We start from the raw sequence: 25,329 nt of genomic DNA on the forward strand, positions 1-25,329 counted from the left end.
TATTCCCCAATAGGACTTGTTTAGAAGCTCTGTTGTGAAGAACTTCATCTCCAGCCCAAAATTGGCGTAGCGAAGCATCTAACGAGGCAGCACAAGCCCTCCCAGGTGTAAAAAATAAGTGCCCTGATCTCTCTGAGGCGGATTCTGAAGTTGTAAGCAGCGCCAGCCATCAAAGCATTGAAGGCATCCCCCAGGGTTCCGCTCAAGAAGTTACGCTCCAGGCCAAAATCGCTTTTCAGATGGCCAATGGTCGGTTCGATGGCGGCTCTGGATCGGAATAATTGTTGGAGTATTTTCTTCTCCTTTGCACTCACCTTACTCGATCCGTTTGAAGGGATTAATACCTGTGTGTCCCCAATTTTGGACCGACCTTTTCCTCCTCGATCATAGATGACCTTTTTGGGCCGTTCGCCTCCCAAGGGCTTAACGATTCGTTCCAGTTGTTCCAGAGTAGGTTCAATCGTATCTCCATCATAGGGATTGCCCTCAAAGCACTTCATGGCTACAATTACCCCTTTTTTTACTGTTCGGCTAACCGATACTTTGCAGCCAAACTCATACTTTTTATGCGCTTTACCTTTGGCAATACAACTCACCTGGGGTTCATGAATGGAGTAGCACTTGTTTTTGTCGCTCCGCTTTTGCTTTAGTAGATCTTTAAAAAACGAGAGGTAAGGCGCATAATGTTCTCGTAATGAATCCAGTAATTCAGATTCCACCTCCCGCATTAAGCGCCCTGCAATGGTCCTTAATCGTTTCAGGGCAGCCCTTCGTTTTTGTTCAAGACCTTTCTGCCGACTGGGTACTGTGATCTGACGGCGCAGCCGCTTTTCTTCCTTGTCGTAGGTTTGCTTCAACTTAATTTCGCTGCTCTTGGCGATGCGACGAGTCCAAAACAGAATTTTTGACGCTAATTTTTGATCAGTGGGATAGGTGATGTTTTTCTCCTGAACTGTGGTGTCCATTTGGACCATCTCCGCTTTTTCTTCCCCCTTGTGCACCTTCACACTCAAGGTCAGGATTTTCTCCACTCCTGATTCGCCGACCCTTTTGCGGAACAGTACAAAATCGGTCGGATCGAATGGTTTCCGCTTTTGAAAATAGGTCTCACCCGTGAAATATTGCCAATACGGATTCTCGATCCACCGCGCAATCACTGATTCATCCGACTCATTGAACAATTGCTTGAGGATAAGCAACCCAGCTATTTTTCGAATCGGAACGCTGGGACGACCTTGGTCAGCATAAAAAGGCGAAAGCTCCGCTTCCAGCCATTTCCAGTCTAGTTCTTTGGATAGAATCACCAGGTCATGATTCATATCGAGTAGCGTTTCGAGTCGTATTTCGCCTTTGCCAGGCCCTAAGCGTCCTAACATTTCTCCCAGTTTTTGACCTAAAACTCACGATTCTTAATAGAAATATACCGCTTTATTCTTAATATACAAATTCTATGCCTTTGATTTACAGCAAGGTATTAGTCGATTCTGACTTCGTCAGGGTCGACTAAATAATCACAAAACGATGTTATTTCAGGCTAAAGTTAGTTTCATCCACAAGTTTATTTTTGTTAAAAATGTACACATTATAGGTTCCTTTTGCCATTTTATCATCTAATTTTAAGGAAAGGCAAGTGTTGATGGGGTCGCCTTTATATTCAATTTTATGATCAGCTGAAGACTCCATGACCGAGTTATCGGGCAATCTAATAATACCATGTGAAGCGTCCTTAAAAAGGGCTTTGGATGTTTCGTGTACAATTCGAATCTGGAAAACCTCGGCGCGCAAGGTATTGTCTTTATTCGGTATAACATCAAAACACATGGTGATTTTCTCTATTTTTTTGGCCTTTACAGTTTCCTTGTTTTTTTCTGTATTTTGAATCAGCCTAACTTTTAAGTTTTTAATATTCAGTTCTTTATAAATTAATTCGTTCTCCAAATTTTTACTTTTCTCCTCGGCCTGCGCTTTTTCAGTAGACAGTTTGGCTATTTCTTCTTTATGTATTTCAGCTTCTTGGACAACAGCATTTTTCTCTTGTTTGAGTCGCGTATTTTCATTATAGATTTTAGTGTTTTCTGCCTTTATTTGCTGATTGCTAGCTAAAATTTTCTCGTTTTCTGCTTTAAGCTGATTGATTTGTTCAATATAGACTTTAGAAAGTGCTGTCATTTTTCTAACCTCTTTATTAATCGCTGCGGTATCCCTACCTGCCCGAATCATCTTGATGATTTTGTCCTTTTGGTCTGTAATCAATAGTTTTTGGGCTTCTATTTTTTGGTTAAGTTCTTCGTTTTCGCCTCTCAGTTCGCTTAATTGATTCAATGATTTGTTGTGATTAACTTCCAAATCCAGAATTTGCATTTCTTGCTCTACATTTTGAGCCTCTAACGATTTTTTATCGTGCGTATGTTCAAGATAATACCTCAATAAGAGCAGGTTGCTGCAAAAGAGTAATAACACAAACACTAGGCTTATCCGAAAAGGCCAGTTTGGGCTTTTTTTTTCATTCATTATCGATAATTTTTCTTGAATGTTTGAATGGCATACCTGAGCCCAAAAACTCAGGTATGCTAAACACAATAAAATCTTTAATTTTTCCTCGAATTATATGGCTCTCGATCTCTTTTGTCTGGAATACAGTCGCCATCAGTATCTTTACACCCATTTGTACAAGGTCTTCCTTTTTCTTTAGGGCATTGATCAAGGTGGTTGGGGACACCGTCGCCGTCATCGTCTGGACAGCCTCTTACATTGTTATGCCCTCCATTTATACATGGGCAATCGTCTTTGCTGCCTATCAAACCATCTTGATCTGGGTCATCAGTTTGAACACTTTTGTGATCTGGGCACAAATCAAGGTTATCAGAAATACCATCGTTGTCCTTGTCTGGGCAACCTCTTGCCTTCCGAGTACCTTTAAGTCCTGGACAAAGGTCTTCACTGTCGGGTACCGAGTCTCCATCTCTATCTAAAATGATTGGACAACCATTTGTCTCAATGGTACCTGGTTTATCAGGACACTTATCAATTTTATCTGCCACACCGTCATCATCTATGTCTGGACAGCCTTTGAGTTTTCCAGCCAGATCTTTACATTCGTCAACTTTGTCCGCGAAACCATCGCCATCCGTGTCTGGGCATCCTTTGAGTGTACCAGCTATTTCTTTGCATTCATCATCTTTGTCCGCGAAACCATCTCCATCGCTATCTGGACAACCCATGAGTGTACCAACTACATCAATACATTGGTCATCCTTGTCCGCAAAACCATCTCTATCCTTATCTGGGCAACCTTTTAGGGGCCCTGCTTCAGTGGGGCAGTCATCATCTTTGTCCGCAAAACCATCTCCATCCTTATCTGGGCAACCTTTTAGGGTCCCTGCTTCAGTGGGGCAGCCGTCATCTTTATCAGCAAAACCATCTCCATCCTTATCTGGACAACCTTTGAGGGAGCCTGCTTCTGTGGGGCAGTCATCGTCCCCGTCTGCAAAGTTGTCACCATCTTGATTTGGACAGCCGTTAAGCGGTCCAGCCACAGTAGGGCATAAATCCTTATCCCCAACAAACTTATCTCTATCAGGGTCATTCACCAGTTTGAAGGTCACGCCTGTACCCACCCAGAGTGCTCCATCTCCAAAGGTCATAAACTTTCGCCCAATTGCATCAAAACGATCATAAAAACCTTGTCGATATGAAAGTTCGATATGATAAGCTAAGTTCTTTTCGTTGCTCCATTTCAAACCTGCGGTTATGGGTAAGGACAACAAAAACTCATCGATTGATTTATCCCTGAATTTTTCAATGCTTCCAGCAATTGGAATTTTCAGGTTTACATCGCCATATGCGAGGGATATACCCGGTTCAAAGAAAGGTTTAAGGTTTTGTTTTTTCCCAAAAAACCAAGGTATGCCAATCGTAAAGCTATAGAGCCGATTGTGCCCCTGGGGAATTTTCAAGTTTTGATATGAGAGTTGGCTTCTCAATCCAAAAGCTTCAAAAGGCTTATACAATTGAATCCCAATACCCAAACCTCCATTTTGTTTGCTGAAAAAGGAAGTAGAATCACCTTGGATAGAAGAGAAACTTATTATGGGTCCTAGTTCAAGAGCTTGGCCATGTAAAAAATTGCTAAATATTGCAATAGTTAAATACAATAAAAATCCATTACATTGTCTCATAAACTCACAATTAAATAACCATATAATCATGTTTTTGCAGGGTGCTCTACTCTTCTGGTTCCTGCGCCCAATCGCCCTCTAAAAATCTTAACAAATAGTTCGATTTGATAGCCATTCCTCGCGAAAGCCCAGCCCATCCAGCATAGTTAATTCCTACTAATTTCCCTCTACTGTCAAATACGGGAGAACCACTAGATCCTTGCAATGTATTCATTTGATAGCTGATAAAAAACTTACTAGGCTCTCTTGATATTTGGCCTTTAATACGTTCTGGATTTGATTGACGAGTAACTTTATCATATGCCAGGGTGGTTCCTCCTGGGTAACCTATCATGAATACATCTGTTCCGATTTTAGTTTCTTCTGATGAAATATCCGATAAGTTGATGTATGAGAACTTTCCAGGTTGATATGGCAATTCAACATTCAGTTCTGCCAAATCAACGTCTTCATTAATAGAGGACGCAGCCAAAGAACAATTGATTCCACCAAAAGCAACTGAAATTTCATCCAATGTCATGTGGTCTTGCAATTGCATCATTTGGCCTTTAGGTACAAATTTCATAAAGGCTTTTTGAGTAACAAACAATTCATTATTATAAGAATATAAGTTTGCAGCCTTCTTATAATGATGAATAATTTCCCGTATAACCCTTGCGAATCTGATAAGTTCTTGATCTTCATTGATTTCCAGATTTCTCTCTTGGCTAAGATCGTTAATTCCAGTCTGATTAATTCTCCAACTTGGATCAACTACATGTCGATTGGTGATCAATTTTACTTTATTTTTATGTTTAACCAAAAAAGCTGTACCTATGGACATAAAAGGATTCAAGTTTTCCCGATTAGAATCAATATCAAGATCACCAGTTTTTTTTGACCTGCCGAAAAACATAGTTCTCTGTCCAATAGGAATTTTAAGAAAATAGGCATGCACCAACATCCCTACGCTTTTATCATATTTTGCTGAAATATCTTCCAATCCCATTAGCTGGGGGGCTTCTACAGGCTTTATAGAAGGTCTATTCATAAAAAGATACACACTTATTCCAATCAAGACAATGAAAAAAGGTAATGCAATGTGCCACCATTTAATCAAAAAGCCATTTTTTTTTCGTTCAGGAATCATTCGCCAGTCCAAAACAGCAATTCCAGCAAAACTGATAATATCGCCTCGGGAGACGTTGCGAAAGTCATTTTTAATCATAACTCCGTTGATAAAAGTACCATTGGTACTCTGATCATAAAGTACATAAGAGTTATTGTCTCTAACTTCCAATTTAGCATGAAACCTGCTGATATGATCATTATTAGGAAGTTGAATCCGGTTAGAAGGCTCTTTCCCGATAGTATAAATTTCCATGTTAGTTGTTTTTTATTTGTGATTGGCGGTTGTTTGTTCGTGCTCCGTATATATTTTAGGGAATATATCTTTCTCAAGAGTCTCAAAAGTTGACGATATATCCATCCATTCATTAGTCAGGGAATCGATCTCTCTGCAATTTCCTTGTGGACATATTTTTTCAAAGTATTTTCCTTGAATGTTCTTTAATTCATCTGAAAAACCTTTAATCTCAGAATTGTTCGGTCTTGTTTTTAATACTTCACCACAAAGTATTATGTGATCTTCTAGCATATTGTACATTTTCTGTACTTTTTCTTTTTGGACCATTGTGTTTGTAGTAACCTCTTTTTCTTTTTGTGGGGAGACAGTAAAATGCAAATAAATCAATATGCAAAGAACAATTACACTCAAAGTTAAAACCAATATATTAATCACATTTCCTCTCCCTATAATTCTGGTAGAACTTGAAGTGATTTCCACCACGCCAATTGTCAGGTTATCGTGTTCCCCCAATTTGCTAGCTCGGCCATTTTGGTCACAGACAGCCAAAACTTCACTTACAATCGCATTGGCATCTTTTCTTTTCTTTACAATAGACAGCAAATCATCTTGATCAATCTCCCCATGTATACCATCGGAAGTCAGTAAAAAATAATCCCCTTTTTCATATTGTGTGGAAGATATATCAATCATGACCTTATCTCGCACTCCCAAGGCTCGGGTAATCTGATTAGAATCTGGATGAAACCGGGCCCTTTCTTCTTGAAGCTCACCTCTGTCAACCATATTTTGTACAATTGAATGATCCTTGGTCTTGAACACCAATTTTCCATTCCGAATATGGTAAATACGGCTATCTCCTACGTGAGCAATTAAAGCTTCACTGGGGGTTAGAAGCAATGCTGCTACCGTAGTGCCCATACCTCTCAGGTTACTTTCTTTCAGGCTACGCTGGTAAATAATGGTGTTAGCCTTTTGAATCGCTGCGCCAAGAATAAAGCTAGAATCTCCTTTTTCCTTTATTGCATCGAATTCATCAAGAATGATTCTAGTAGCAATTTGGGATGCAATCGCCCCCCCTGATGATCCACCTACCCCATCGCACACTATAATTAATAGTCCAAATTTCGTATCCTTTTTAGCCGCAAAGTCCTGATTTTCAGTTCTTCCTCCTATTAAGGTATCAATGGCAACTTTATAGTCCATATCAAATAAAATTATTCGCTTAAATAATTAACATCAAAAATAGGATTAAAAGGATGATTGACACTCCGATAGAAATGATTGTTGCCCAAGGAAATGGTTCAGTTTCAACCGGGCTCAACAATTCATCAATCTCCTTGATAAAATCCTCTGCTGACTGATAACGTTCTTCTGGTTTCTTTTGAGTAGCCTTAAGCAACAACTTGTAAATCTTGATGTCCAAGTTAGGGGGTTTAGGTAAAGGTTTTTCTAAAATGGCAGCTCTAGTTTCTTCATCTGTCTCTCCGTCAAAAGGCAACTTAAACGTGAGTAACTCATATAAAGTGATGCCTACTGCCCATAAATCAGTCCAAGGACCAATTTTGTGATTTTGTACTTGCAATTGTTCTGGTGCGGCGTATACCAGTGTGCCCAAAAATGTAGCTACTCCTGTTAAGCGCCTTTGATCTGCGGGGGTTTCTCCTTTCTTAGCAATTCCAAAATCCAATATCTTAATTAACCCATTTCGGCATTGCATTAAGTTAGCAGGCTTAATGTCCCTATGTATAATTATTTCATATTCAGAATGTAATGCCGTAAGCCCTTCTAAAACCTGGCGAATAATAAACAAAGCTTCATCTAAGGAGAATGGCTCATTATTTCGAGCTCTGTGCTCGATGATATGGTCAAGCGTTTCACCATCCAACCATTCCATTACGATATGGTGGTTATTATTTTGAAAAATATATTCATAAACTTCCAATACATTACGATGATACAACTGAATATCGCTTTCTCTTTTAAATCTAGCCTTGTACATTCGTCGTTCAGCCAAATCCTTGAATAAAACTTTAATGGCTACTTTTTTTTCAGGGTTGCTTTTCCTGAATCCTTGAAAAACCCGACTCATGTTTCCCCTTTTCGACCCCAAATTTGCATCGAAATAATAAGTATCCATCATGCCTTTTAATTTAATCATTGTAGCCACGTTCTTCATCGTTTAGTTTGACCATATTGATTGCAATACCTCTTCATAATTCTTTCTAGTTTTTCTGTTCTTTTAAGTTCATATGCCTTTATATAATTCTTACACGCTTGTTCTTTGTCTCCATTTACAAGTTTAGTATTTGCTTCTTTAATTAATTTTTGCCATCTCAGCGTGTCGACATCGAGGATATCTTCATTTTTCATAATTGCCAACAGAGGCAAACCTATAATGATAATCATGGTGCTAAACAGAATAGAAACCCCAGTCCAAAAGAGGACATTGCTATTGATATTCAAGTACGGTTTAGTCCAAAGTGTTGGCCGTTTGTCGCTTGGCTTTTCCAAAAATTCTCTCATTTCGGAAATTGACTGAAATCTATTCTTCTGCAGTTTTTGGGTTGCTTTTTGAATTAAAGAAAGAAAAGGCTCAGGGATTTTGCCACAATCCAATATTGGAGAACTCACTTGTTTATTCATGATTTCGAACTCAGACCCTTGAAAAGGTGGATGGCCACAAAAGATTTCATAAATAGTATTCCCAATAGCATAGATGTCTGATGTAGCGTTGATTTTTTCATGTTCACCTCTTATCTGTTCGGGTGGCATGTATTCAAGTGTCCCCAATTGAACGCCTATATTAGTTTTCTTTCTCTTATCTTTAATTTTAGCTATGCCAAAGTCCATAATTTTTATGACTCCATTGTAACAGAGCATAATATTATCAGGTTTAATGTCTCGATGATAAACAGGCGGTGCGGCTAGATGGAGATGTTCTACTCCATCTAGAATCGCTTTGATCATTATATTAATCTCTGCTAACGGTAAGTGCATGTGTGAGTGAATCGATTCTTTGATTCTGTCCTCCAAGGTCACTCCTTCTAACCATTCACTTATAGTATGAAATATCCCTTTATATTCAATGAAGTCATAAATTTTCATCAGATTGGGATGGTTCAGTTTGATCTTGGCACTATCTTCAGCTCGGATGATATTATTGATATTACTAGTCAAATCTTTATACATAACCTTGATCGCAACAAAGCTTCCTACTATAAGTTCGGGTTTATACGAACTAAGTACTAACCCCTTAAATACTTTGCCCGTACCGCCCTCAACAGCAAAAGACTGAGGATTGAATTGGTATTCACCAGATTCACCTTTAATGATAACTAATGGCATATAGAGTTATTTCAGCTACTGATTACTCTTGTTTTGTTAGGTTCTCTTTCTGAATAATCAGAAGATCCAATATCCTCTAATTGAACAGATTCTAAATCAATGAAATCTGGATCAGTAGTTAGATTTAAGGCTTTTGTATCTATACAAAGAAAAAGTAGTCGATAATGCCCGATTTTAATTTGATCAAATTGGTTTAGTGATTTGTAGTTGTTACTATGATGTAGATCAAGATCATTTACAGCAGTTCCATTATTAGAATTTGTGTCACTGATAATAAAAATCAACTCTTCTTTCTGATTTCCAGTAGCTTCGATCCGTCGAGCATTCAAAATTGCATGCTCAGATGAAACTGCTCCTTCTTTCAGTACAATATCATTAGAAGAATCCGAACCTATTTTGTTTTTGCCAATGTAAATTGGCCAAAATTCCCCTGCGGCTTCTTTAGAATAGGAAACTAAAAAACCCAGAACTTTACGTTTTGCAGTGGTAGTTAATGATTTAAATTCGGAGCTATCAATGATGGTGTGTTTTTTACTCTGCTCGAAAGTAGATGAATAATCAGTTGTAACTTCATCGTTTGGGTCAAAAACTTTTGTTGGTGAACTCATAATATAGATTTTAATGTTTATACTTAGGTGATGCTATGCGCATTTTTTAGAATTTACCACTTGAGTGGTATTAAGCAATAATTTCTAAATAGCTTCATTGTTGTCTGTGATTTTAAAAAACTTTAATTCTATTCAAAAACTCATTTTCGTACTAATACAACTTCAGAATCAATAACAACACAAAAGCTATCTACCTAAAATATGATATCCTATTTAGGATGGTGACATTACAATGCAAATATAATTAATTCTTCTTTACCAAGACTATTGGAAACGTTTTTTTTATTATTTTCTAAGTTCGCGCTTTTTTCTGAATGGACATCGCCGTTCTTTGACAAATTTGTATAGACCTTACACGCAAAAACTGTTTCAAGTCCAATTTCGAGGCGTTATCAAAACAATCCAAAAAACTCCCTTCCATCGCCACAAAAACCACCACACCCGTGTCCTAGTTCTATTCAAAATCCTCCGAAAAAAAAATACCTTCCTGCACCGGCATTTCTAGTACTAGCAAATACGGCAACACACGGCGGAGCCAACAATGGCTCAATGCATTTACCAACATCAGTTGTCACCAAATCGTACCTAGGCCAAAATTTTCAACGAGCCGCTACTCTCAACCTTGGCTAACATCGAACCGTGAAACAAAGATTTCTCCAACCAAGCCTTACAGCCACTATTTACACTCACCAAATAACCATAAATACCTAAATTGGGGCAAAATCCAATCAATTCCAACACCAAATGTCCAACACCACTTCCCTCACCCGCGCCCTCACCCCCCTCCACCTCTGGGCCATTGCCGTCGGCTTAGTCATTTCCGGCGAATACTTCGGCTGGAACTATGGCTGGGAGGCCGCAGGCACCGTCGGTTTTCTCATTGCCACCTTGATTGTAACGATCATGTACCTGGCCTTCATTTTCAGTTTTACGGAATTGACCACTTCCATTCCGCATTCAGGCGGGCCCTATGAGTATGCCCGAAGGGCCTTGGGGCCAATTGGGGGATTGGTAGCAGGTTTTGCGACGCTAGTGGAGTTTCTATTCGCCACGCCCGCCATTGCCTACGCTTTGGGTAGTTATTTGCATTTTTTGTACCCTGGCTTCAATGTGTTGTACACTGCGATCGGCTGTTATTTCATTTTTTCCCTGATCAATTTTTGGGGCATCAAGGAATCGGCCATGTTTACCCTGGGAGTTACCTTATTGGCCGTAGCCGAACTGTTGTTGTTTATGGGTATTGTAGCGCCTCATTTTCGGATGGAAAACTTCATGCAGGACAGCATGCCGCACGGGTATTTGGGCGTATTTGCGGCTTTGCCATTCGCCATTTGGTTTTATTTGGCCATTGAGGGGGTTGCGATGGTCGCTGAGGAGAGTAAAGACCCCAAGCGCACCATTCCCGTCGGTTACATCTCGGGCATCGCTACGCTGGCTTTATTGGCCATCGGAGTCATGTTGTTGACGGGGGGCATTACCGATTGGCACCGCTTATCCACCATCGATTACCCCTTGCCTGAGGCCATTGGTATTGTGATGGGTAAGGACAGTGGTTTGACCAAATTGTTTGCGGGTATCGGTTTGTTTGGCCTGGTAGCTTCCTTTCACAGCATCATTTTAGGCTATTCCAGGCAGTTGTTCGCCCTGGCTCGTGGCGGTTACTTGCCGCGTGGTTTGGCTGGAATCCATCCGCGTTTTCATACGCCGCACGTAGCCTTGCTGGTGGGAGGAATTATTGGCATCATTGCAGTATGTTCGGGGACTACCCAACAATTGATTATCCTTTCCGCTTTGGGAGCAGTAGTGATGTACGTGATGAGTATGGTGAGTTTGTTTGTATTGCGGCGGAAAGAGCCCGATTTGGAGCGGCCTTTTAAAGCCCCCTTCTACCCTATTTTGCCTGCTATAGCTTTGATTTTGTCCTTGCTTTGTCTGATCGCTATTGTGGTGTATAATTTTTGGCTGAGCGTATTGTTCTTTGCGCTTTTGGGGCTGCTCTTGTTATTGTTTGTCGGAACAGGATTGCATAAAAAATTAATGTAAAAAATAAACAGCCCACCTTTGGTGACCTGTTTATTAAAAGTACAGCCACAAATGACACAAATTTTCACAAATTATGGCACGAACTTCGTTCGTGAAAATAACACAAACGCAAGTTTGTGCCATAATTTGTGAAAATTTGTGTCATTTGTGGCTAAAAATAGTTTCTGCTAAACGCCGAAGGCATGGTGCTAAAGATTGATTCTGGTGTAGGGATTTCGGATTTCGGTATCTCCAAGCCTGAAGTGTACCGAAATTCAAAATCCCCATTCCGAAATCCCTACAAGGTTCCTTTTTTCATTTTATCCAGGGTATCCTGAAACATTTCTTTTTCTTCTGGGCTCGCTTTTTCCATAGCTTCCGTTTCAAATTTGATCGCTTCGGCTTTTCTGCCCAATTTATACAACAAGTTAGCGTAAGTATCCAAAAAATTGACATCCCGATCCAATTCCAGGGAACGCGCCGACCATGCGAGCGCCTTGGTCAAGTCTGCTTTATCGGTCATGGATTCAAGGTATTTCATCGCCAACTCATTCAATTCAAGCGCAGTGTTTCTGCTTACTGTGTTTTTCATTTTTTCGCGCATCAGCACAAACTGAGCCGAGGTGGTATCTTCGCCTTCCAGTATGGCCTGTTTTTTATACAAAGCAAGGCTTTCCGCATCTTGTTTTTTCAATGCATCGTTGGACAAGGACAGGAAACTGTTGGCTTTTTGTTCCATTATCTTACGTACCACGCTGAGGTCTCCGGTTGCTTTTGCAAACTCAAATTCATATTGGGCTATTTGTGCCTCGGCACCCGGACCGTCCGTTTCTTTGGATATTTGGATCAAACGATCCAGCAGTTTGTGGTCTTTGGCTTGAACAGCTTTATTGAACAATTGATTTTTCAGCTTGCCCAAAGCAGAATAAGCTGCCTGAACCGAAGCATTGGAATATTTGCCTGCTTCGCGCATAATACCTGCCAACAATTGATAAGCTGGCCCATCCAATTGAGTAAGGTTATCTGCGGCCAGTTTTACCACCGTTTCTGTTCCACGTTCATTAGCAGGAATCAAAGCCAGGTATTCATTCAAAACTTTAGTAGTCTCTTTTCCTGATTCTTTGAGCTTTCCCAGGTAAGCCTGCATAAAAGCTTTGTCGTTTTTTTTTGCTCCATAATTTTCATCAAACCAGGAAAGTGGTTTCATTCCTTCTAAAAGTTTTGCCGCAGTTTCTGCATCCTTCAGCAATTCCTCTGGAGGGCGATAGCCCACTACACGGTGCACTACCTCACCTTGCCCATTGATGAAGAGCATATTCGGATAAGCTCTTACTGCGTATTTGCGCGCAATGTTGATGCCTTCACCTTTTTCAGCATCCAGCTTGTAGTTGACAAAACTTGCATTGAATTTGCTGCCAACTTGTGCATCTGAAAAAGTATTGCGGTCCAGCATTTTACAAGGGCCACACCAGGTGGTATACACATCCATAAAGATGAGCTTGTTTTCTGCCTTGGCTTTATCCAACATCGCCTGGAATTCGCCTTGCTGAAAGCTGATTCCTGCCGCATTTTCCTGGGCAATCAGGCCCACGCCCATCCCCAGCAACAAAATGAAAAATGCAAAACGATTCATAGATCCTCTTTTAGGGTTAAATATTCATACACAAGATTACAACATCTTTTGATGTCATTTATTTCAATGTGCCGGAAAATTGAATATTTAGGCCCCAAACTGCCGTAAATGGTGATCCAGGTGCATGCTCATCAGTTTGTCCCATTCTTCTGGAGTCATTTTTCCAAACAAGGGGTGTAACTCGGTGGTTATGGCAGCAGGGCCTTCAGTTACCCAACGTTGGACATAAGCAAGCAATCGGCTTTGTTGTTCAGCAAAATCTCGTGGATCGCTTTGGATAAAAGTGGGATGAGTAGGTAGGTTTTTTTCAAACTCTTTTCCCTGGGTGATGTATTTGTTCTTGATCATCTTCCCCAAAAAAAAGCCAAACCATCCTCGCTTGGGATTGGCTTCCCGAAAAGCTATTTTCATTGGCTGAATGCAATGGGCCATCATCTGAGCCACATCCATTTTCCCCCACTGGCGTTGGGTGTCTGGTTTAAGGGATTGGATCCGATCAATGAATTGCTGATTGTCTTTAGGGTCAAAAAGGCTCATGGTGTTTTTTTTAGGTGCAACAATGCGGTAAAGATAAAAAAAGAACTATTTTTTGTGTAAAAAAGTACGAATCAACAACAAAACAAAGACCAGTAGAATTAAGCTACCCAATAAAAGCATCATTACTTTTTGAAAAAAGCCCGCAAAGGTAACGGTCAAAATCGCCACCCCGGATAAGCCCAGAATGATTTTTTCCAACAGGAAGTACGACTGAAAAGTAAACACATTGACATACATGCTTACAAAAGCCAGGGCTCCAAAAGTTAAGGCAGCAGGGAAAGACCAAGCCCCTATTAAGCCACCCAAGGCTCCAAATCCAATGCCCAGAGTGCCCCACCATACGTTAGGGAATAACTCATTCACTTTTGCCGGGACTTTGATCTCCAAGGTATCCGGTAACAACAAAAATTTCAGGCTCTTCCACTCGTACAACAAGGCCAGAATATTCAGGGCCACAAAAACCGAATCTACATAGGGAGTCCCTTTCCAATTTTGAGAGATGGTCACCATCAAAATGCTGACATTCACGGGTACCAGCATGATCAGCCCCAAGACCGAATAGCGCTGCGACATCACCATCATCCCCACCAGCACTTGAGAAAAGGCGATAAACTGGCCAAAGAGCTCCAGATCGTATTTTGCCAGTTCTTTGATCAACCAAGGCGGCCCGATCAGTTGGCCAAACTGGCCATCGGTGAGTTTACACAAACCGGCCGAAGCAAAAATATAGCCCAAAAATAGCCGAATGAGTAAAGCGTAAAAGTCTTTGGTTTTCATCAGGATTAGGATTTTGTAGTGGTGTTTGGTGCAGCAAAATATTGTACCACGCTTGTGTATAGAAAAAAACTAGATGAAGTCCCCCAATTTAAGGTCTAAACTTTTAGCTATCTTCGCTAAATAGTACCATTTTACCATGAAGACACTACTCTTGTTGTTCCTCAGCACTGCTTTATGCCTGAGTTTATCCGCTCAGCCGCCCGCCTCTCATTTGTATGTATTCAATGTACAAAAAGTGGGTGATACCTTATTCCAGTTTTCAGCGCCCAAGTTTCTTTCGGCCTTTAACCTGAAAGGGTACAACAACCACCCTTTCTTTTTCAGCAACAACGAGTTGTACATCTCTTCCCAATCGCCGAAGGAAAGCCAGCCGGAATTGTACAGCCTCAACCTAAGCACGGGTGTACGTAGCAGAGTGACGGAGACCCCCGATGGGGAATATTCACCCAAGCCTGTCGGTGATGGACAAAATTTTTCGGCAGTACGTATGGAATTTACCCAGGGCGACACCTTGCAACGCCTCTGGCAGTTCCCCCTCAATCGGTCCAGCAAAGGCCAGCCCATTTGGACCGACATCGACAATGTGGGCTATTACCTCTGGCTGAGCACCCGTGAATTGTTACTGTTTCTAGTTGATAGACCCAACCAATTGGCCAGAGTCGATGTGGGCAGTTCGCGCAAAGAAGTCATCGCGGTCAATCCAGGCCGCTGTATCCGCCGGATCACCGGGGTGGGCGCTTATTTTGTACAAAAAAGCTCCAGTTTTAGTCAGCCCTGGAAAATCATGAAATGGGATCAACGGGCAGTTGGTCGCAATCAGGTCAGTGAGGTGGTCAATACCTTGAGCGGCAGTGAGGATTTTGCAGTGATGAGCGACGGTTCACTCATCATGGGCAATGGCCCGATCTTGTACCGCTATCGTCCGGGTACGGATCGCAATTGGAAAAAAATGGCCGATTTTTCCTTTTACAACATCAAAAAAATTACTCGTATCGAAGTCAGTCCGGACAATGGGAAGATTGTGTTTGTAGGGCAGTGAGCGTAAGTTTGGCAGCGAAGTAACAAGCCAAAACTCCCCCTCGAAAGTTTCAGACTTTCGAGGGGTTTCATCTGCACAATTGTGCGCTAAAGAGCTTTTCAAAAGTCTAAAACTTTTGAAAGGGGGCTCTAAATTTTTACACACGTCTCAAGTTCTGGTGCGCTTATTCAACAATTTTATAGGTTTTATTTAAGGACTAAAAATGATGAAAAAAGTAATCATCGTACTTTTGTGTAGCATTGTCGGGCTACAATTAACGGGGCAATCCGACCCGATGTACCTCAAGTCCATTGCCCATCACCGCAAAGCCTACCTGAGTGCATTTAAACACAACCCAAGTTCACCTTTGGACAAAAAAGGCCTTAAAAATGTGCAGTTTTTTCCCGCCGATGAACGTTATTTTGTGCACTGCCAGTTCAACCTTACACCCGATGCCGAGCCATTTGAACTGCCAACCTATAGCGGTGTCACCCGCCCTTATGTCCGCTATGGAATCGCAAAATTCCAGCTGGATGGAGTAGAACATCAGCTCAGCATCTACCGCAGTTTGAGCAATACCTTGCCACAGTACCGGGATTACCTCTTCGTGCCCTTCAAAGACCTCAGCAATGGGGAAAGTACCTACGGAGGTGGCCGCTACCTCGATTTGCGCATCAAGGATATTGTCAACAACGAGTTGATGCTCGATTTCAACAAAGCCTACAATCCATATTGCGCCTATAGCGACGGCTACGCCTGTCCCATTCCACCTGAAGAAAACCACTTGCAGGTGGGTATTTTGGTGGGGGAAAAACAGTTTTTAGGCGAAAAGAGGAAATAATTAAGGGGCGATAAAAAAATAAGTGCTCCTTTTGCCAAACATGAGTCATCCCGAATTTTTGGAATAACAAACCGCGGATGCGGTTGAATTTATCATAGCCCCGGTCGTCCGGGGTCATTTGGGTATCAAAAGGTTCCGCAACCGCGGCAGCGGTTGAACTTTTTGCTCAATTGAGTTCAACCACTGCCGTGGTTGCCGCCAATTTGGCCCTATTATTAACCCCGGACGACCGGGGCTATGATAAATTCAATCGCTCCGCGATTAGTTTTATGCCCGATTTTGACATTTCAAAAATTCGGGATGACTCATGTTTGGCTCAAGAAAAATGAGCACTTATTTTGCCCCACTACTATGCCGCTTTTGCACTCAGCGTCGCCAGGTGATGCCGGGTATGGTAAACCGTAAAATACACCATCTCCCGCGCCGTCATTTTGCCCAGCAAAGGGTGTTTCCAAACCATCCACGCATCGGCCTTGTTTTCATCCCACCGAGGAATCGCCTTTAATGCAGCTTGTGCAGCAGCAACGAAATTTTCTTGCAAGACAGTTCCCATATACTGCTTGGGTTCCTTATCCGCAATGGATTGGCCAATGGTGGGATTGAGGGCTAATTTCTCCAGGTATTCTTTTACAATTTCATCATAGCTTCGCGAAGGATGGTCACTGGGTATCAAACGTTCCTCCGGGCTGGACAGTAGCATCCCGGTGCCATTGGTCGATAGCGTCAAATGGACCATTTCTTCCCCAAAAGACCATTTTTCAGTGGGCTTGGCATTGATTTTTTCATCGTTTACCTGGGTAAACAGCGCTTCAACTGCCGAAAAAGCTTCGGCTAAGGCTTGATGTGCAGCGTTGAGATTGGTCATCGATTTTAGGTTTTTTACAAAAATACATCTTTTATTGAACGATTGTTCAAGTTATTCTGATTTTCATCCTAAAAACCTAAAAGAAAAAGTTGAGAAGTTGGGAAGTTGAGGCTACCGCAGCTACTTAGACAAGGATATTGTCAAAATTGCTGCGGTAGCCTCAACTTCTCAACTCTTCAACTCCTCAACATCTCTTACAGATTCAACCAATACGTACATTTGAGCACCAAAGCCCGGTTTTTATTGACATAGGTATCGGAATAATAGTTGTCGGTGTACACCAAAAAAATGTCCGATACGGGTCGGAAACGCCATTGCAAGCGGGAGTTGATGTTAAGATTGTTGCTTTGGTTGTTGTATTGAACAAAAGTAGTCCAAAACAAACTGCGCGAAAACGAGAGGTCGATTTTAGGCCCAATCAATAAAAAATCGGCATCAGCATAAGGCTCAGGCAGGCGAATGCGGTTGTAACTAAAATTAAGGCCCAAAATACCATAAGGTTGTTTTCTGAAATTGACGGTTCCTTCGAGATTTGCTCTAGAGCCATTAAAGTACTCTCCAATACGGCCACTTAACTCAAAATAAACCTGTTTACGTGCATCAGAAAGCGCCATAAATCGAAACAAGTTATTGGCAAAAGCACTGCCTTCTGACAATTCCAATCCACCTGAATTCGTGGGATCAAAGGCATCAAACAGGTAAACATATTCCCGCCGCAATCTAAAATCGACGATGGTTGAACTCCGAAAACGCAGCCTATACAAGATATTCAAATCCCAATCCGTAGTCCCGTAGGTATCATTGCCCAAAACGTCAAAATCAAACCCTGGTCCATGACTTTGAAGGGGGCCTTTTTTGGGATAAAACTTCCAATTGACGGTCCCCGCCGCCCGGCGGTAATCTGTCCTACGGGCAAATCCAACTTCGGGATTAAAATTAGCACCAACATCTTGAATCGTAAAAACGGCATCCCAGTTCAAGGCATTGTAATTGATCATGGCCGAGCTGGCGCCATTTTTTCCCTGGGTTAAAGCTGGATCAAAACTGCGGTGGTGAAAAAATTTGCCCGTCCACTTGTTGTCGTTGGAAGCCAGGTTGTAATCAATACCCACTACCCGGTTGAAATCATAACTGGCAGCCTCCAGGAGTTTGTCTCGAAAAGGCTGTTTGTTGATGGCAATAATCCCAATGTTAGAGCGAGAAAACACCTTGCGTTGCAGTACCCCAACGGTATAATTGGTTGAAGGCTGGCTGATGTCATAATCTCTCGCTGATTGCATACTCAGGAGGCCCATTCTCCAGTTTTTATCCAACTTCCCACTCAATCGAGCCCCGAAATAAATGGGGTTTTGTACATTTAAATCAGTAGCGGTGTCTTTGGCAATCCCGATTCGGCGAGAAAAAAACGGGCGTAAATTTTGAGATCCAAAACTACCAAAAAGGTCAGCATTTTCGAGAAAAAACTGCCGCCGCTCCGGGAAAAAAATCTCAAACCGATCCAGATTGGCCACCTGTTGATCGACTTCCACTTGTGAAAAATCAGGGTTTACTGTCAAATCCAGGTTCAGCGCTGGGCCAACTGAAATTTTAGCATCCCCACCAATGTTTGAACCTCGCTCAAAAACCTTTTGGTCAACTCGATCCTCCTGGTAGTTCACCAGGGTGTAAGGAATGAGTGAGATGTTTGCACCCGGTTTCTTTAGCGGCTGATCAAAGGCCATCACACCATGATAGGCCAGATTGATAATGGGGTACTGTCGGGGAATTTTTGGCCAACTTGAACGCTCTGGTCCATCACTACTGATCCGGTAAAATTTGACATTCCAAAACTGGCTGCTCTCTTTATAACGGAGGGTTTTGAAAGGAATGGCCATCTCGGCAATCCAGTAACCTTTGTATTGTTTAGCTCCGGCAAACCACTTATTGTCCCAGGCTTGATCCAAATCCATGGGGCCATTTGCTCCATTGGTCAATAATCCCTCGCGCTGTACGCCAAAGGGATTAACCCCAAATTGAAAGGCATTGGTTTCATCCTGAAAAGGATCGATGGTAAAAGTAACCGCGTCGTTGGCTTCACCCCGAAAATCGCGGCGAAGCGAAGGAGTAATGTAAGATCCCATCACATCCGGCAGCCGATTTTTGGCAATGGCCAGATAGTAAATAAAATTGTCGTCGTACAACAAACGCACTTCGGTTGGATTCCAGGCCCGTGAAGTATCCATTGGGAAGTATTGCCAAAAGTCGCTTGCAATGGCTGCATTGGCCCAGGCATCATCCAGTACACCATCTATTTTGATAGGGACAGAAGTTCTGTTGACCCGAATGGTATCGTGCTGCTCTTGCGCAATGGCGGGCAATCCCAGACAAAGGGTGATGACGGCTAGGGAAATGACAAATTTCATGGTGTGTTTACGTTTGGGTTCCAGATGGCAAATAAAATGATATTTGTCGGGAACTTTTCATTGGAGTCGCCAAAAGGAGGGGATTGTGGATAGAAAGCGGATGAGGAGGGACGAGTGAAAAAAATAACCCGGTTCTAAAATCAATTGCCTATTTTCATCCGATTCAAAAACAAATTAGACAAGGAATGCTCACTTGGGAAGAATTTGAAAAAGTAGAAATGCGAGTCGGTACCATCCTCGAAGTCCGGGATTTTGAAAAAGCCCGCAACCCTGCTTATCAACTCACGATTGATTTTGGAGAACTGGGCATCAAACGCAGCTCTGCCCAAATCACTGTCTTGTACCAAAAGGAAGACCTGATCGGCAAACAAGTCATCGCAGTGGTCAATTTTCCGGTCAAACAAATCGCCAATTTCTTTTCGGAGTGTTTGGTGCTGGGTTTGATTGGTGGCGATAAAACCATTACTTTGTTGCAACCGGAAAGGCCTGTGCCTAACGGTTTGCGCGTTGCTTGATTTCGTTTGAACCACCTTAGACACCTTAGGGCACCTTAGAAAGCATTAAACTAAATGCTTCTAAGGTGCCCTAAGGTGTCTAAGGTGGTTCAAAAAAGAAAAAACGCAGCGAAGCTGCCCCAATAAAAACCTCCATTTTCGACTCATTCAACCCTTCATCCATGCGCCTTAACCATTTCCTCTTTGCCCTGTTGTTCCTGACCCTGGCCGCCTGCAAGCAAAAACCAACATTCAGCGGCTATTCCATCCAAAAATCGACCCTGGCCGATAGCGCCATCGTCAGCACGGCCCATCCCTTAGCCTCCGAAGTAGGCCTGGCTGTGCTCAAAGATGGGGGCAATGCCATTGATGCAGCCATAGCAGTCCACCTGGCCTTAGCTGTAGTCTACCCAGCCGCAGGCAACATTGGTGGAGGTGGTTTTTTGGTCTACCGTAGCGGGGATGGCCAAGAGGTAGCTGCCCTGGATTTCCGGGAAAAAGCCCCCGCCAAGGCCCATCGCGACATGTACCTCGACGCAGAAGGCAATGTCATCAACGGCAAGAGCATCGAAGGACACCTGGCCGCCGGTGTGCCAGGCAGTGTGGAAGGTTGCTGGCAAATGTTTCAAAAGTATTCCAAACTTAAGGATTGGAAACGGCTGGTACAGCCAGCCATTGACCTGGCAGCAAAAGGTTTTAACATCACTCAAGCCGAGGCCGTAGGGCTCAATGAATACAGGAAGGGCTTCCTTAGCAACAACACCAAGGCTTGCGCTTTTGTCAAAGCTGACAGTACACAAAAGTGGAAAGCTGGTGACTTGTTGGTACAAACCGAACTGGCCGAAACCCTCCAACGCATCCGTGACCAGGGTCGTGATGGTTTTTACGGAGGCAAAACTGCCGATTTGGTTGCAGCGGAAATGCAGCGCGGCGGCGGTTGGATCACCGCTCAGGACATGGCCGATTATCACGCCGTTTGGCGCAAACCCATGTTGGGCAAATACCGGGGCTACGACCTAATTTCCATGCCTCCTCCTTCCAGTGGTGGCATTGCACTGTTTCAGCTTCTGGGCATGGTAGAGCCTTATGATTTGGGTAAAATGGGCTTCCATTCCCCCGAGCACATCCACCTCTTTACCGAAGCTGAACGCCGGGTGTACGCCGATCGGGCCAAACATCTGGGGGATGCTGATTTTTATGGCGTTCCAATCGCCAACTTGTTGGATAGCCAGTACATTCAGGAACGCTTTGCCAATTTTGACCCTCAAAAAGCAACCCCCAGCAAGGCCATCGAGGGAGGCGAATTTACCGGAAAAGAAAGCAAACAAACCACCCATTACAGCATAGTCGATGCAGATGGTAACGCGGTTGCCATCACCACCACCCTCAACGGCGGCTACGGAGCATTAACGGTTGTTGGCGGTGCCGGCTTTTTGCTCAACAACGAAATGGACGATTTCAGCGCGAAACCGGGGGTACCCAACCTATACGGTGCCATTGGTGGTGATGCCAACGCCATTATGCCCGGCAAACGGCCATTGAGCAGCATGACCCCCACTATCGTCACCAAAGATGGAAAACTCTGCATGGTCGTAGGCACTCCTGGCGGCACCACCATCATCACCTCTGTCTTTCAGGTCATCACCAACGTCATCGACTTCAACATGAACATGACCGATGCAACCCATGCCAAACGTTTCCATAGCCAGTGGTCACCTGACGAGTTATACCTGGAAAAGGGTGCGGCGAATGAAGCGACCCGCAAAAAACTCCGGGGAATGGGGCATAAAATCGTGGAATGGTCGGGCATAGGATTGGTGGAATCGATCTTGCTGCGCAAGGATGGGAAGTTGGAAGGTGTGGCCGACAATCGGGCGGAGGATGATACAGTGCTGGGGTATTGAGCCTTTACAAATTTTATTACTTTTATCATCAAATTTGATTCGTGAGCGAAAAAACCACCATTCTTTCTACCATTCGCAACTACGGAAGCCGTTTGTTCCGCTTCATCCGTGGGCGTGTACGTACGGAGGAAGAAGCCGAGGACATACTCCAGGATGTGTGGGTGCAGCTCAGTCGTCTGGGCAATTTGGATGAAATTGAAAGCCTCAGTGGCTGGCTCTACCAGGTGGCGCGCAACCGCATCACCGATACTTACCGCCAAAAGGGCACCGAATCATTGGAAGACTTGAGTTACGAAGACGAAGAGGGCAACCTCAATGTCAAAGAAATCCTGCTATCGGACAGCCGTTCACCCGAAGACGAATTTTTTAAAGAAGTCTTCTGGCAAACCCTGATGAGTGCTCTCGACGAATTGCCCGAAAACCAACGCCAGGTTTTTGTGTGGAATGAACTGGAAGACCTGACCTTGCAAGAAATTGCCGACAAAACCCAGGAAAATTTAAAAACCATCATCTCGCGCAAGCGCTACGCAGTGCAACACCTGCGCCAACGCCTCCAGGCCTTGTACGATGAACTGAACAACGATTAAGCCATGAAACCATACTGGAAAAGAAAAATAGGGTTCTTCATTCTCGCCTTCCCGCTCTTCTTCATGCTGATGGGCTATGTAGTGATGTTGTTGTGGAATAACACCCTGGCAGAAATCACCCCACTCCAACGCATCAATTTTTGGCAAGCCGTAGGACTGCTCATTCTCTGTCGCATCCTCTTTGGTGGTTTCCGTTTCAATGGCCCCAAAGGTCGCGGAGGCAGCCCCAACCACCCCAAAGCCCAACAATGGCGCGAAAAATGGATGGACATGAGCGAAGAAGAACGTGAGCGCTTCAAATCGGAATGGAAAAAACGCTGTCAACCACCGAAATAGGTTGTGTTGGGGCAGCCCTATGTGGCTGCCCAATGCCTAAGAGATACCGCCAACCCACGGATTTATCCGTGGGAGGCCACCCCACCGCCCCACCCCACGAATTCATTCGTGGGTGTTTTCATGGATTTATTCGCAAAAAAGTCTGACAACCAGTTACTTAAAAAATAATCTAAAAAAATCCCACATTTTTTAAAGTAATTTTCCCCTCTCCCCGTCTACCCAAATGTGACGAGAAATCACCGATTGTTAAATCTCAAAACATAAAGAAATGAAAGTGCTGTTTTTTGCACCAGCCCTGCTATTGTTCATGGGCTTGTGGCTGGTACCCTTTTTCCTGTTCAAAGCCTTTTTGATGTTTTTCATCTTTGGGGCCATCTTTAAATTCATGATGCGGCGCAAATGGCGTCGGCATTTTTGGGGCCACCACGTACCCGCTTTTGCCGATCGCATCCGCAACATGAGCGATGAAGAATACGAGGCATTTCGCCACAAGTTCAGCCGGGGTTGTGGAGCCAGAAAAGTAGAAATCCAGGACGACAACAGGCCCTTATACAACGACCGGGATTTGGTTTAAGGGGCGATAAAAAAATAAGTGATCATTTTGCCGGAGGATTAGATAAGTAAACGTTTCATTTCAAGTGTCTTATCTAATCCTCTGGCTCAGGAAAAATGATCACTTATTTTTGCCCTACTACTAAGTGCTTATTTCCATTTTATTCCATATCAAATTATTCATTGAGGGCGGCCCGGGTGGTCGCCCATTCAAAACCATTCATTATGCATTGGCAACACGCAATGGCCAAGTGGGCAAACTGTGCCCCAAAACATCAACATCATGGTCGTCATCAAGGCCGTCACCAGCACGGTGGAGGCATGTATCGCCGACCTAAGTACAACATTCCTGCCAACGTAGCGGAAACGGATACCTACTACGAAATCCACCTCTACGCCCTCGGCTACGACAAGGCTAACATTAGCATCACGGTAGTCGACGACGTGCTGTATGTAAGCGGTACCCGCGAAGTTCCGGAGGATTATCGGCCGAATTTTATCCGTCAGGAGTTTCCGATCAAGTCTTTTGAAAAGGTCTTCCATTTGAACGAGGAGATCGAAACGGAAGGTATTGTAGCAAAGCAGGAGGAAGGTGTACTGATCATTACGCTACCCAAGAAGCCAGAGGCGCAACGGGTGGAGCGGAATGTGGATATCGTGTAGGGAAAGCCCTTCGTGGCTTTCCTCGATAATTGAAATACATTCGTTGGCGCCCTGACGGTCGCAATTGTATCTGTGGGCGCCCACCCAGGGGCGCCCCTACAATATTTCCAAACCCAACCCTACCTTGTCACTTGGCCACATGTACCCATCTTCCAACACAAATCCCCCTTTCACCACATCCTGCGCCAAATCAAAACTGCCATCCAGATCGATGTACTTCGTATGTGGTTGGGCAAAAGCCACGTGCAGTGCAGCCGTAATGCTCACGATGCTCTCATCGTTACAGCCCCACATCAGGTCGATGCCAGCGGATTGCGCCACATTGGCAATCTCTTGAGCCGCCTGGATGCCCCCACATTTCATCAATTTGATGTTAAAAATCCCGCAGGTGCGATCAGGAGTGAGCAATTGTAGGGCGGAAGGCAGTTGCAACAAACTTTCGTCGGCAGCGATTTGGTCCCGCATATCGGCAGGTAGGCCGCTGAGCAGCTGCATGTCGCTCACTTTTACAGGTTGTTCAACCAATTCGATGTGTAGCGACTCCGTCAAAGCATCAAACAGCAATAAGTCCTTGTAGGAATACCCTTGATTGGGGTCCACCCGAATGCCGATGAGGTAGCCAAAACGCTCGCGCAGTTTCACCAGGCGTTCGATGTCTTCTTGCAGGTTTTGCCCCAATTTTACTTTTAAAATTTTGAATCCAGCTTCTACAAATTCCTGCGCATCCGCCAGAGTACCTTCCACATCCTTAATGCCAATGGTCACCGAAGTAGGCAATTTTTCAATTCTACGTCCCAAGAAATCCACCACCGACATCCCGATTGATTGGCAAAAAGCATCGTGCAAAGCCATGTCAAATGCAGCCAGCGCAGCCGGGTATTTTCCAAAAGTATCCCGAAACCACTTGATGTATACCTGGAACAACTCAATGGGTTTGCCTTCCAGCATTTTGATGGGTTCGGATTGCAATACTGCCATGGTATGTTCCAAGGTTTCACCCGTCACATAATCCATCGGGCACCCTGCGCCGATGCCCCGGATGCCATTTTCCAACTCAATCAAAATGAATGCATTTTCAACCTCGGTCGTTGTATGATAGGCTATAGTATAGGGTCGGGATAGGGCCAGATTTTGCCGCCAGACCTCGATGGATTTGATGTTCATGTGTATTTAAGGTTTTCTACATAGAATCGGATGATCTGCAAAATAGAAAGATTCT

23 protein-coding genes are annotated in these 25,329 nt (G+C 43.5%); 9 read left to right on the forward strand and 14 right to left on the reverse strand.

The genetic code is table 11. From position 1 onward, the window contains the following. Positions 1-44: 44 nt before the first annotated feature. The 8 genes from ACO08K_RS30020 to ACO08K_RS30055 all read right to left on the reverse strand — a co-directional run bounded on the left by ACO08K_RS30020 (position 45) and on the right by ACO08K_RS30055 (position 9,479). Positions 45-1,376, reverse strand: coding sequence for an IS5 family transposase (locus ACO08K_RS30020; protein WP_421800199.1), 1,332 nt, complete (start codon positions 1,374-1,376; stop codon positions 45-47). Positions 1,377-1,524: 148 nt separating this feature from the next. Then, the gene (locus ACO08K_RS30025) at positions 1,525-2,511 is read right to left on the reverse strand and encodes a hypothetical protein (protein WP_421800200.1); all 987 of its coding nucleotides are present in this window, start codon (positions 2,509-2,511) and stop codon (positions 1,525-1,527) included. Between the two features lie 77 nt (positions 2,512-2,588). Then, entirely contained in the window at positions 2,589-4,178 is a 1,590-nt protein-coding gene (locus tag ACO08K_RS30030; RefSeq protein WP_421800201.1) for a thrombospondin type 3 repeat-containing protein, read from the reverse strand. Between the two features lie 46 nt (positions 4,179-4,224). Further along, entirely contained in the window at positions 4,225-5,541 is a 1,317-nt protein-coding gene (locus tag ACO08K_RS30035; protein WP_421800202.1) for a trypsin-like peptidase domain-containing protein, read from the reverse strand. Positions 5,542-5,553: 12 nt separating this feature from the next. Further along, a complete protein-coding gene (locus ACO08K_RS30040) occupies positions 5,554-6,729 on the reverse strand; it encodes a PP2C family protein-serine/threonine phosphatase (RefSeq protein WP_421800203.1) in 1,176 nt (391 codons plus the stop codon). Between the two features lie 19 nt (positions 6,730-6,748). Beyond that, a complete protein-coding gene (locus ACO08K_RS30045) occupies positions 6,749-7,684 on the reverse strand; it encodes a serine/threonine protein kinase (RefSeq protein WP_421800586.1) in 936 nt (311 codons plus the stop codon). 14 nt (positions 7,685-7,698) lie between these two features. After that, a complete protein-coding gene (locus tag ACO08K_RS30050; protein ID WP_421800204.1) occupies positions 7,699-8,871 on the reverse strand; it encodes a serine/threonine-protein kinase in 1,173 nt (390 codons plus the stop codon). An 11-nt stretch (positions 8,872-8,882) separates the two neighbouring features. After that, positions 8,883-9,479 carry an FHA domain-containing protein gene (locus ACO08K_RS30055; RefSeq protein WP_421800205.1) on the reverse strand — a complete coding sequence of 199 codons (597 nt, stop codon included), beginning with the start codon at positions 9,477-9,479 and terminating at the stop codon, positions 8,883-8,885. A gap of 744 nt (positions 9,480-10,223) precedes the next feature. On the opposite strand from ACO08K_RS30055, the gene eat reads away from it, so the two are divergent. Then, positions 10,224-11,522, forward strand: coding sequence for an ethanolamine permease (gene eat / locus ACO08K_RS30060; protein ID WP_421800206.1), 1,299 nt, complete (start codon positions 10,224-10,226; stop codon positions 11,520-11,522). Between the two features lie 277 nt (positions 11,523-11,799). Here eat and ACO08K_RS30065 read toward each other — a convergent pair whose 3' ends face one another. The 3 genes from ACO08K_RS30065 to ACO08K_RS30075 all read right to left on the reverse strand — a co-directional run bounded on the left by ACO08K_RS30065 (position 11,800) and on the right by ACO08K_RS30075 (position 14,448). After that, positions 11,800-13,134: a thioredoxin fold domain-containing protein gene (locus ACO08K_RS30065; RefSeq protein WP_421800207.1), complete on the reverse strand. Its 1,335-nt coding sequence runs from the start codon at positions 13,132-13,134 to the stop codon at positions 11,800-11,802. Positions 13,135-13,221: 87 nt separating this feature from the next. After that, positions 13,222-13,671, reverse strand: a complete 450-nt coding sequence (locus ACO08K_RS30070) for a DUF1569 domain-containing protein (RefSeq protein WP_421800208.1) — start codon at positions 13,669-13,671, stop codon at positions 13,222-13,224. 45 nt (positions 13,672-13,716) lie between these two features. After that, complete coding sequence (locus ACO08K_RS30075) at positions 13,717-14,448, reverse strand: hypothetical protein (protein ID WP_421800209.1); 732 nt, start codon at positions 14,446-14,448, stop codon at positions 13,717-13,719. A 136-nt stretch (positions 14,449-14,584) separates the two neighbouring features. Between ACO08K_RS30075 and ACO08K_RS30080 the strand changes: the two genes are divergently transcribed. Together ACO08K_RS30080 and ACO08K_RS30085 are read left to right on the forward strand one after the other, a co-directional pair. Further along, on the forward strand, positions 14,585-15,487 hold the full coding sequence (locus ACO08K_RS30080; protein ID WP_421800210.1) for a hypothetical protein: 903 nt from the start codon (positions 14,585-14,587) through the stop codon (positions 15,485-15,487). Positions 15,488-15,689: 202 nt separating this feature from the next. Continuing rightward, positions 15,690-16,307, forward strand: a complete 618-nt coding sequence (locus ACO08K_RS30085) for a DUF1684 domain-containing protein (RefSeq protein WP_421800211.1) — start codon at positions 15,690-15,692, stop codon at positions 16,305-16,307. Between the two features lie 349 nt (positions 16,308-16,656). Here the strand turns inward: ACO08K_RS30085 and ACO08K_RS30090 are convergent, their stop codons facing one another. Next, the gene (locus ACO08K_RS30090; protein ID WP_421800212.1) at positions 16,657-17,172 is read right to left on the reverse strand and encodes a DinB family protein; all 516 of its coding nucleotides are present in this window, start codon (positions 17,170-17,172) and stop codon (positions 16,657-16,659) included. Positions 17,173-17,366: 194 nt separating this feature from the next. Then, positions 17,367-19,574 (reverse strand): DUF5916 domain-containing protein, encoded by a 2,208-nt coding sequence (locus ACO08K_RS30095; RefSeq protein WP_421800213.1) that lies wholly within the window; start codon positions 19,572-19,574, stop codon positions 17,367-17,369. Positions 19,575-19,759: 185 nt separating this feature from the next. Here ACO08K_RS30095 and ACO08K_RS30100 point away from each other — a divergent pair, with 185 nt between their 5' ends. The 6 genes from ACO08K_RS30100 (at position 19,760) to ACO08K_RS30125 (ending at position 24,110) form a co-directional block, all read left to right on the forward strand. Beyond that, positions 19,760-20,089: a tRNA-binding protein gene (locus ACO08K_RS30100; protein ID WP_320029983.1), complete on the forward strand. Its 330-nt coding sequence runs from the start codon at positions 19,760-19,762 to the stop codon at positions 20,087-20,089. Between the two features lie 161 nt (positions 20,090-20,250). Beyond that, complete coding sequence (gene ggt / locus ACO08K_RS30105; RefSeq protein ID WP_421800214.1) at positions 20,251-21,972, forward strand: gamma-glutamyltransferase; 1,722 nt, start codon at positions 20,251-20,253, stop codon at positions 21,970-21,972. A 41-nt stretch (positions 21,973-22,013) separates the two neighbouring features. Further along, positions 22,014-22,559 (forward strand): RNA polymerase sigma factor, encoded by a 546-nt coding sequence (locus tag ACO08K_RS30110; protein ID WP_421800215.1) that lies wholly within the window; start codon positions 22,014-22,016, stop codon positions 22,557-22,559. Between the two features lie 3 nt (positions 22,560-22,562). After that, a complete protein-coding gene (locus tag ACO08K_RS30115; RefSeq protein WP_421800216.1) occupies positions 22,563-22,895 on the forward strand; it encodes a hypothetical protein in 333 nt (110 codons plus the stop codon). A 268-nt stretch (positions 22,896-23,163) separates the two neighbouring features. Beyond that, on the forward strand, positions 23,164-23,469 hold the full coding sequence (locus tag ACO08K_RS30120; protein WP_421800217.1) for a hypothetical protein: 306 nt from the start codon (positions 23,164-23,166) through the stop codon (positions 23,467-23,469). 203 nt (positions 23,470-23,672) lie between these two features. Next, positions 23,673-24,110 carry an Hsp20/alpha crystallin family protein gene (locus ACO08K_RS30125; RefSeq protein ID WP_421800218.1) on the forward strand — a complete coding sequence of 146 codons (438 nt, stop codon included), beginning with the start codon at positions 23,673-23,675 and terminating at the stop codon, positions 24,108-24,110. Positions 24,111-24,206: 96 nt separating this feature from the next. Here the strand turns inward: ACO08K_RS30125 and ACO08K_RS30130 are convergent, their stop codons facing one another. After that, positions 24,207-25,274 carry a dipeptide epimerase gene (locus ACO08K_RS30130; protein ID WP_421800219.1) on the reverse strand — a complete coding sequence of 356 codons (1,068 nt, stop codon included), beginning with the start codon at positions 25,272-25,274 and terminating at the stop codon, positions 24,207-24,209. Positions 25,275-25,329 lie beyond the last annotated feature (55 nt).

Source organism: Haliscomenobacter sp. (genome assembly GCF_965225875.1).
In the GTDB taxonomy this organism is placed as follows: Bacteria; Bacteroidota; Bacteroidia; order Chitinophagales; family Saprospiraceae; genus Haliscomenobacter.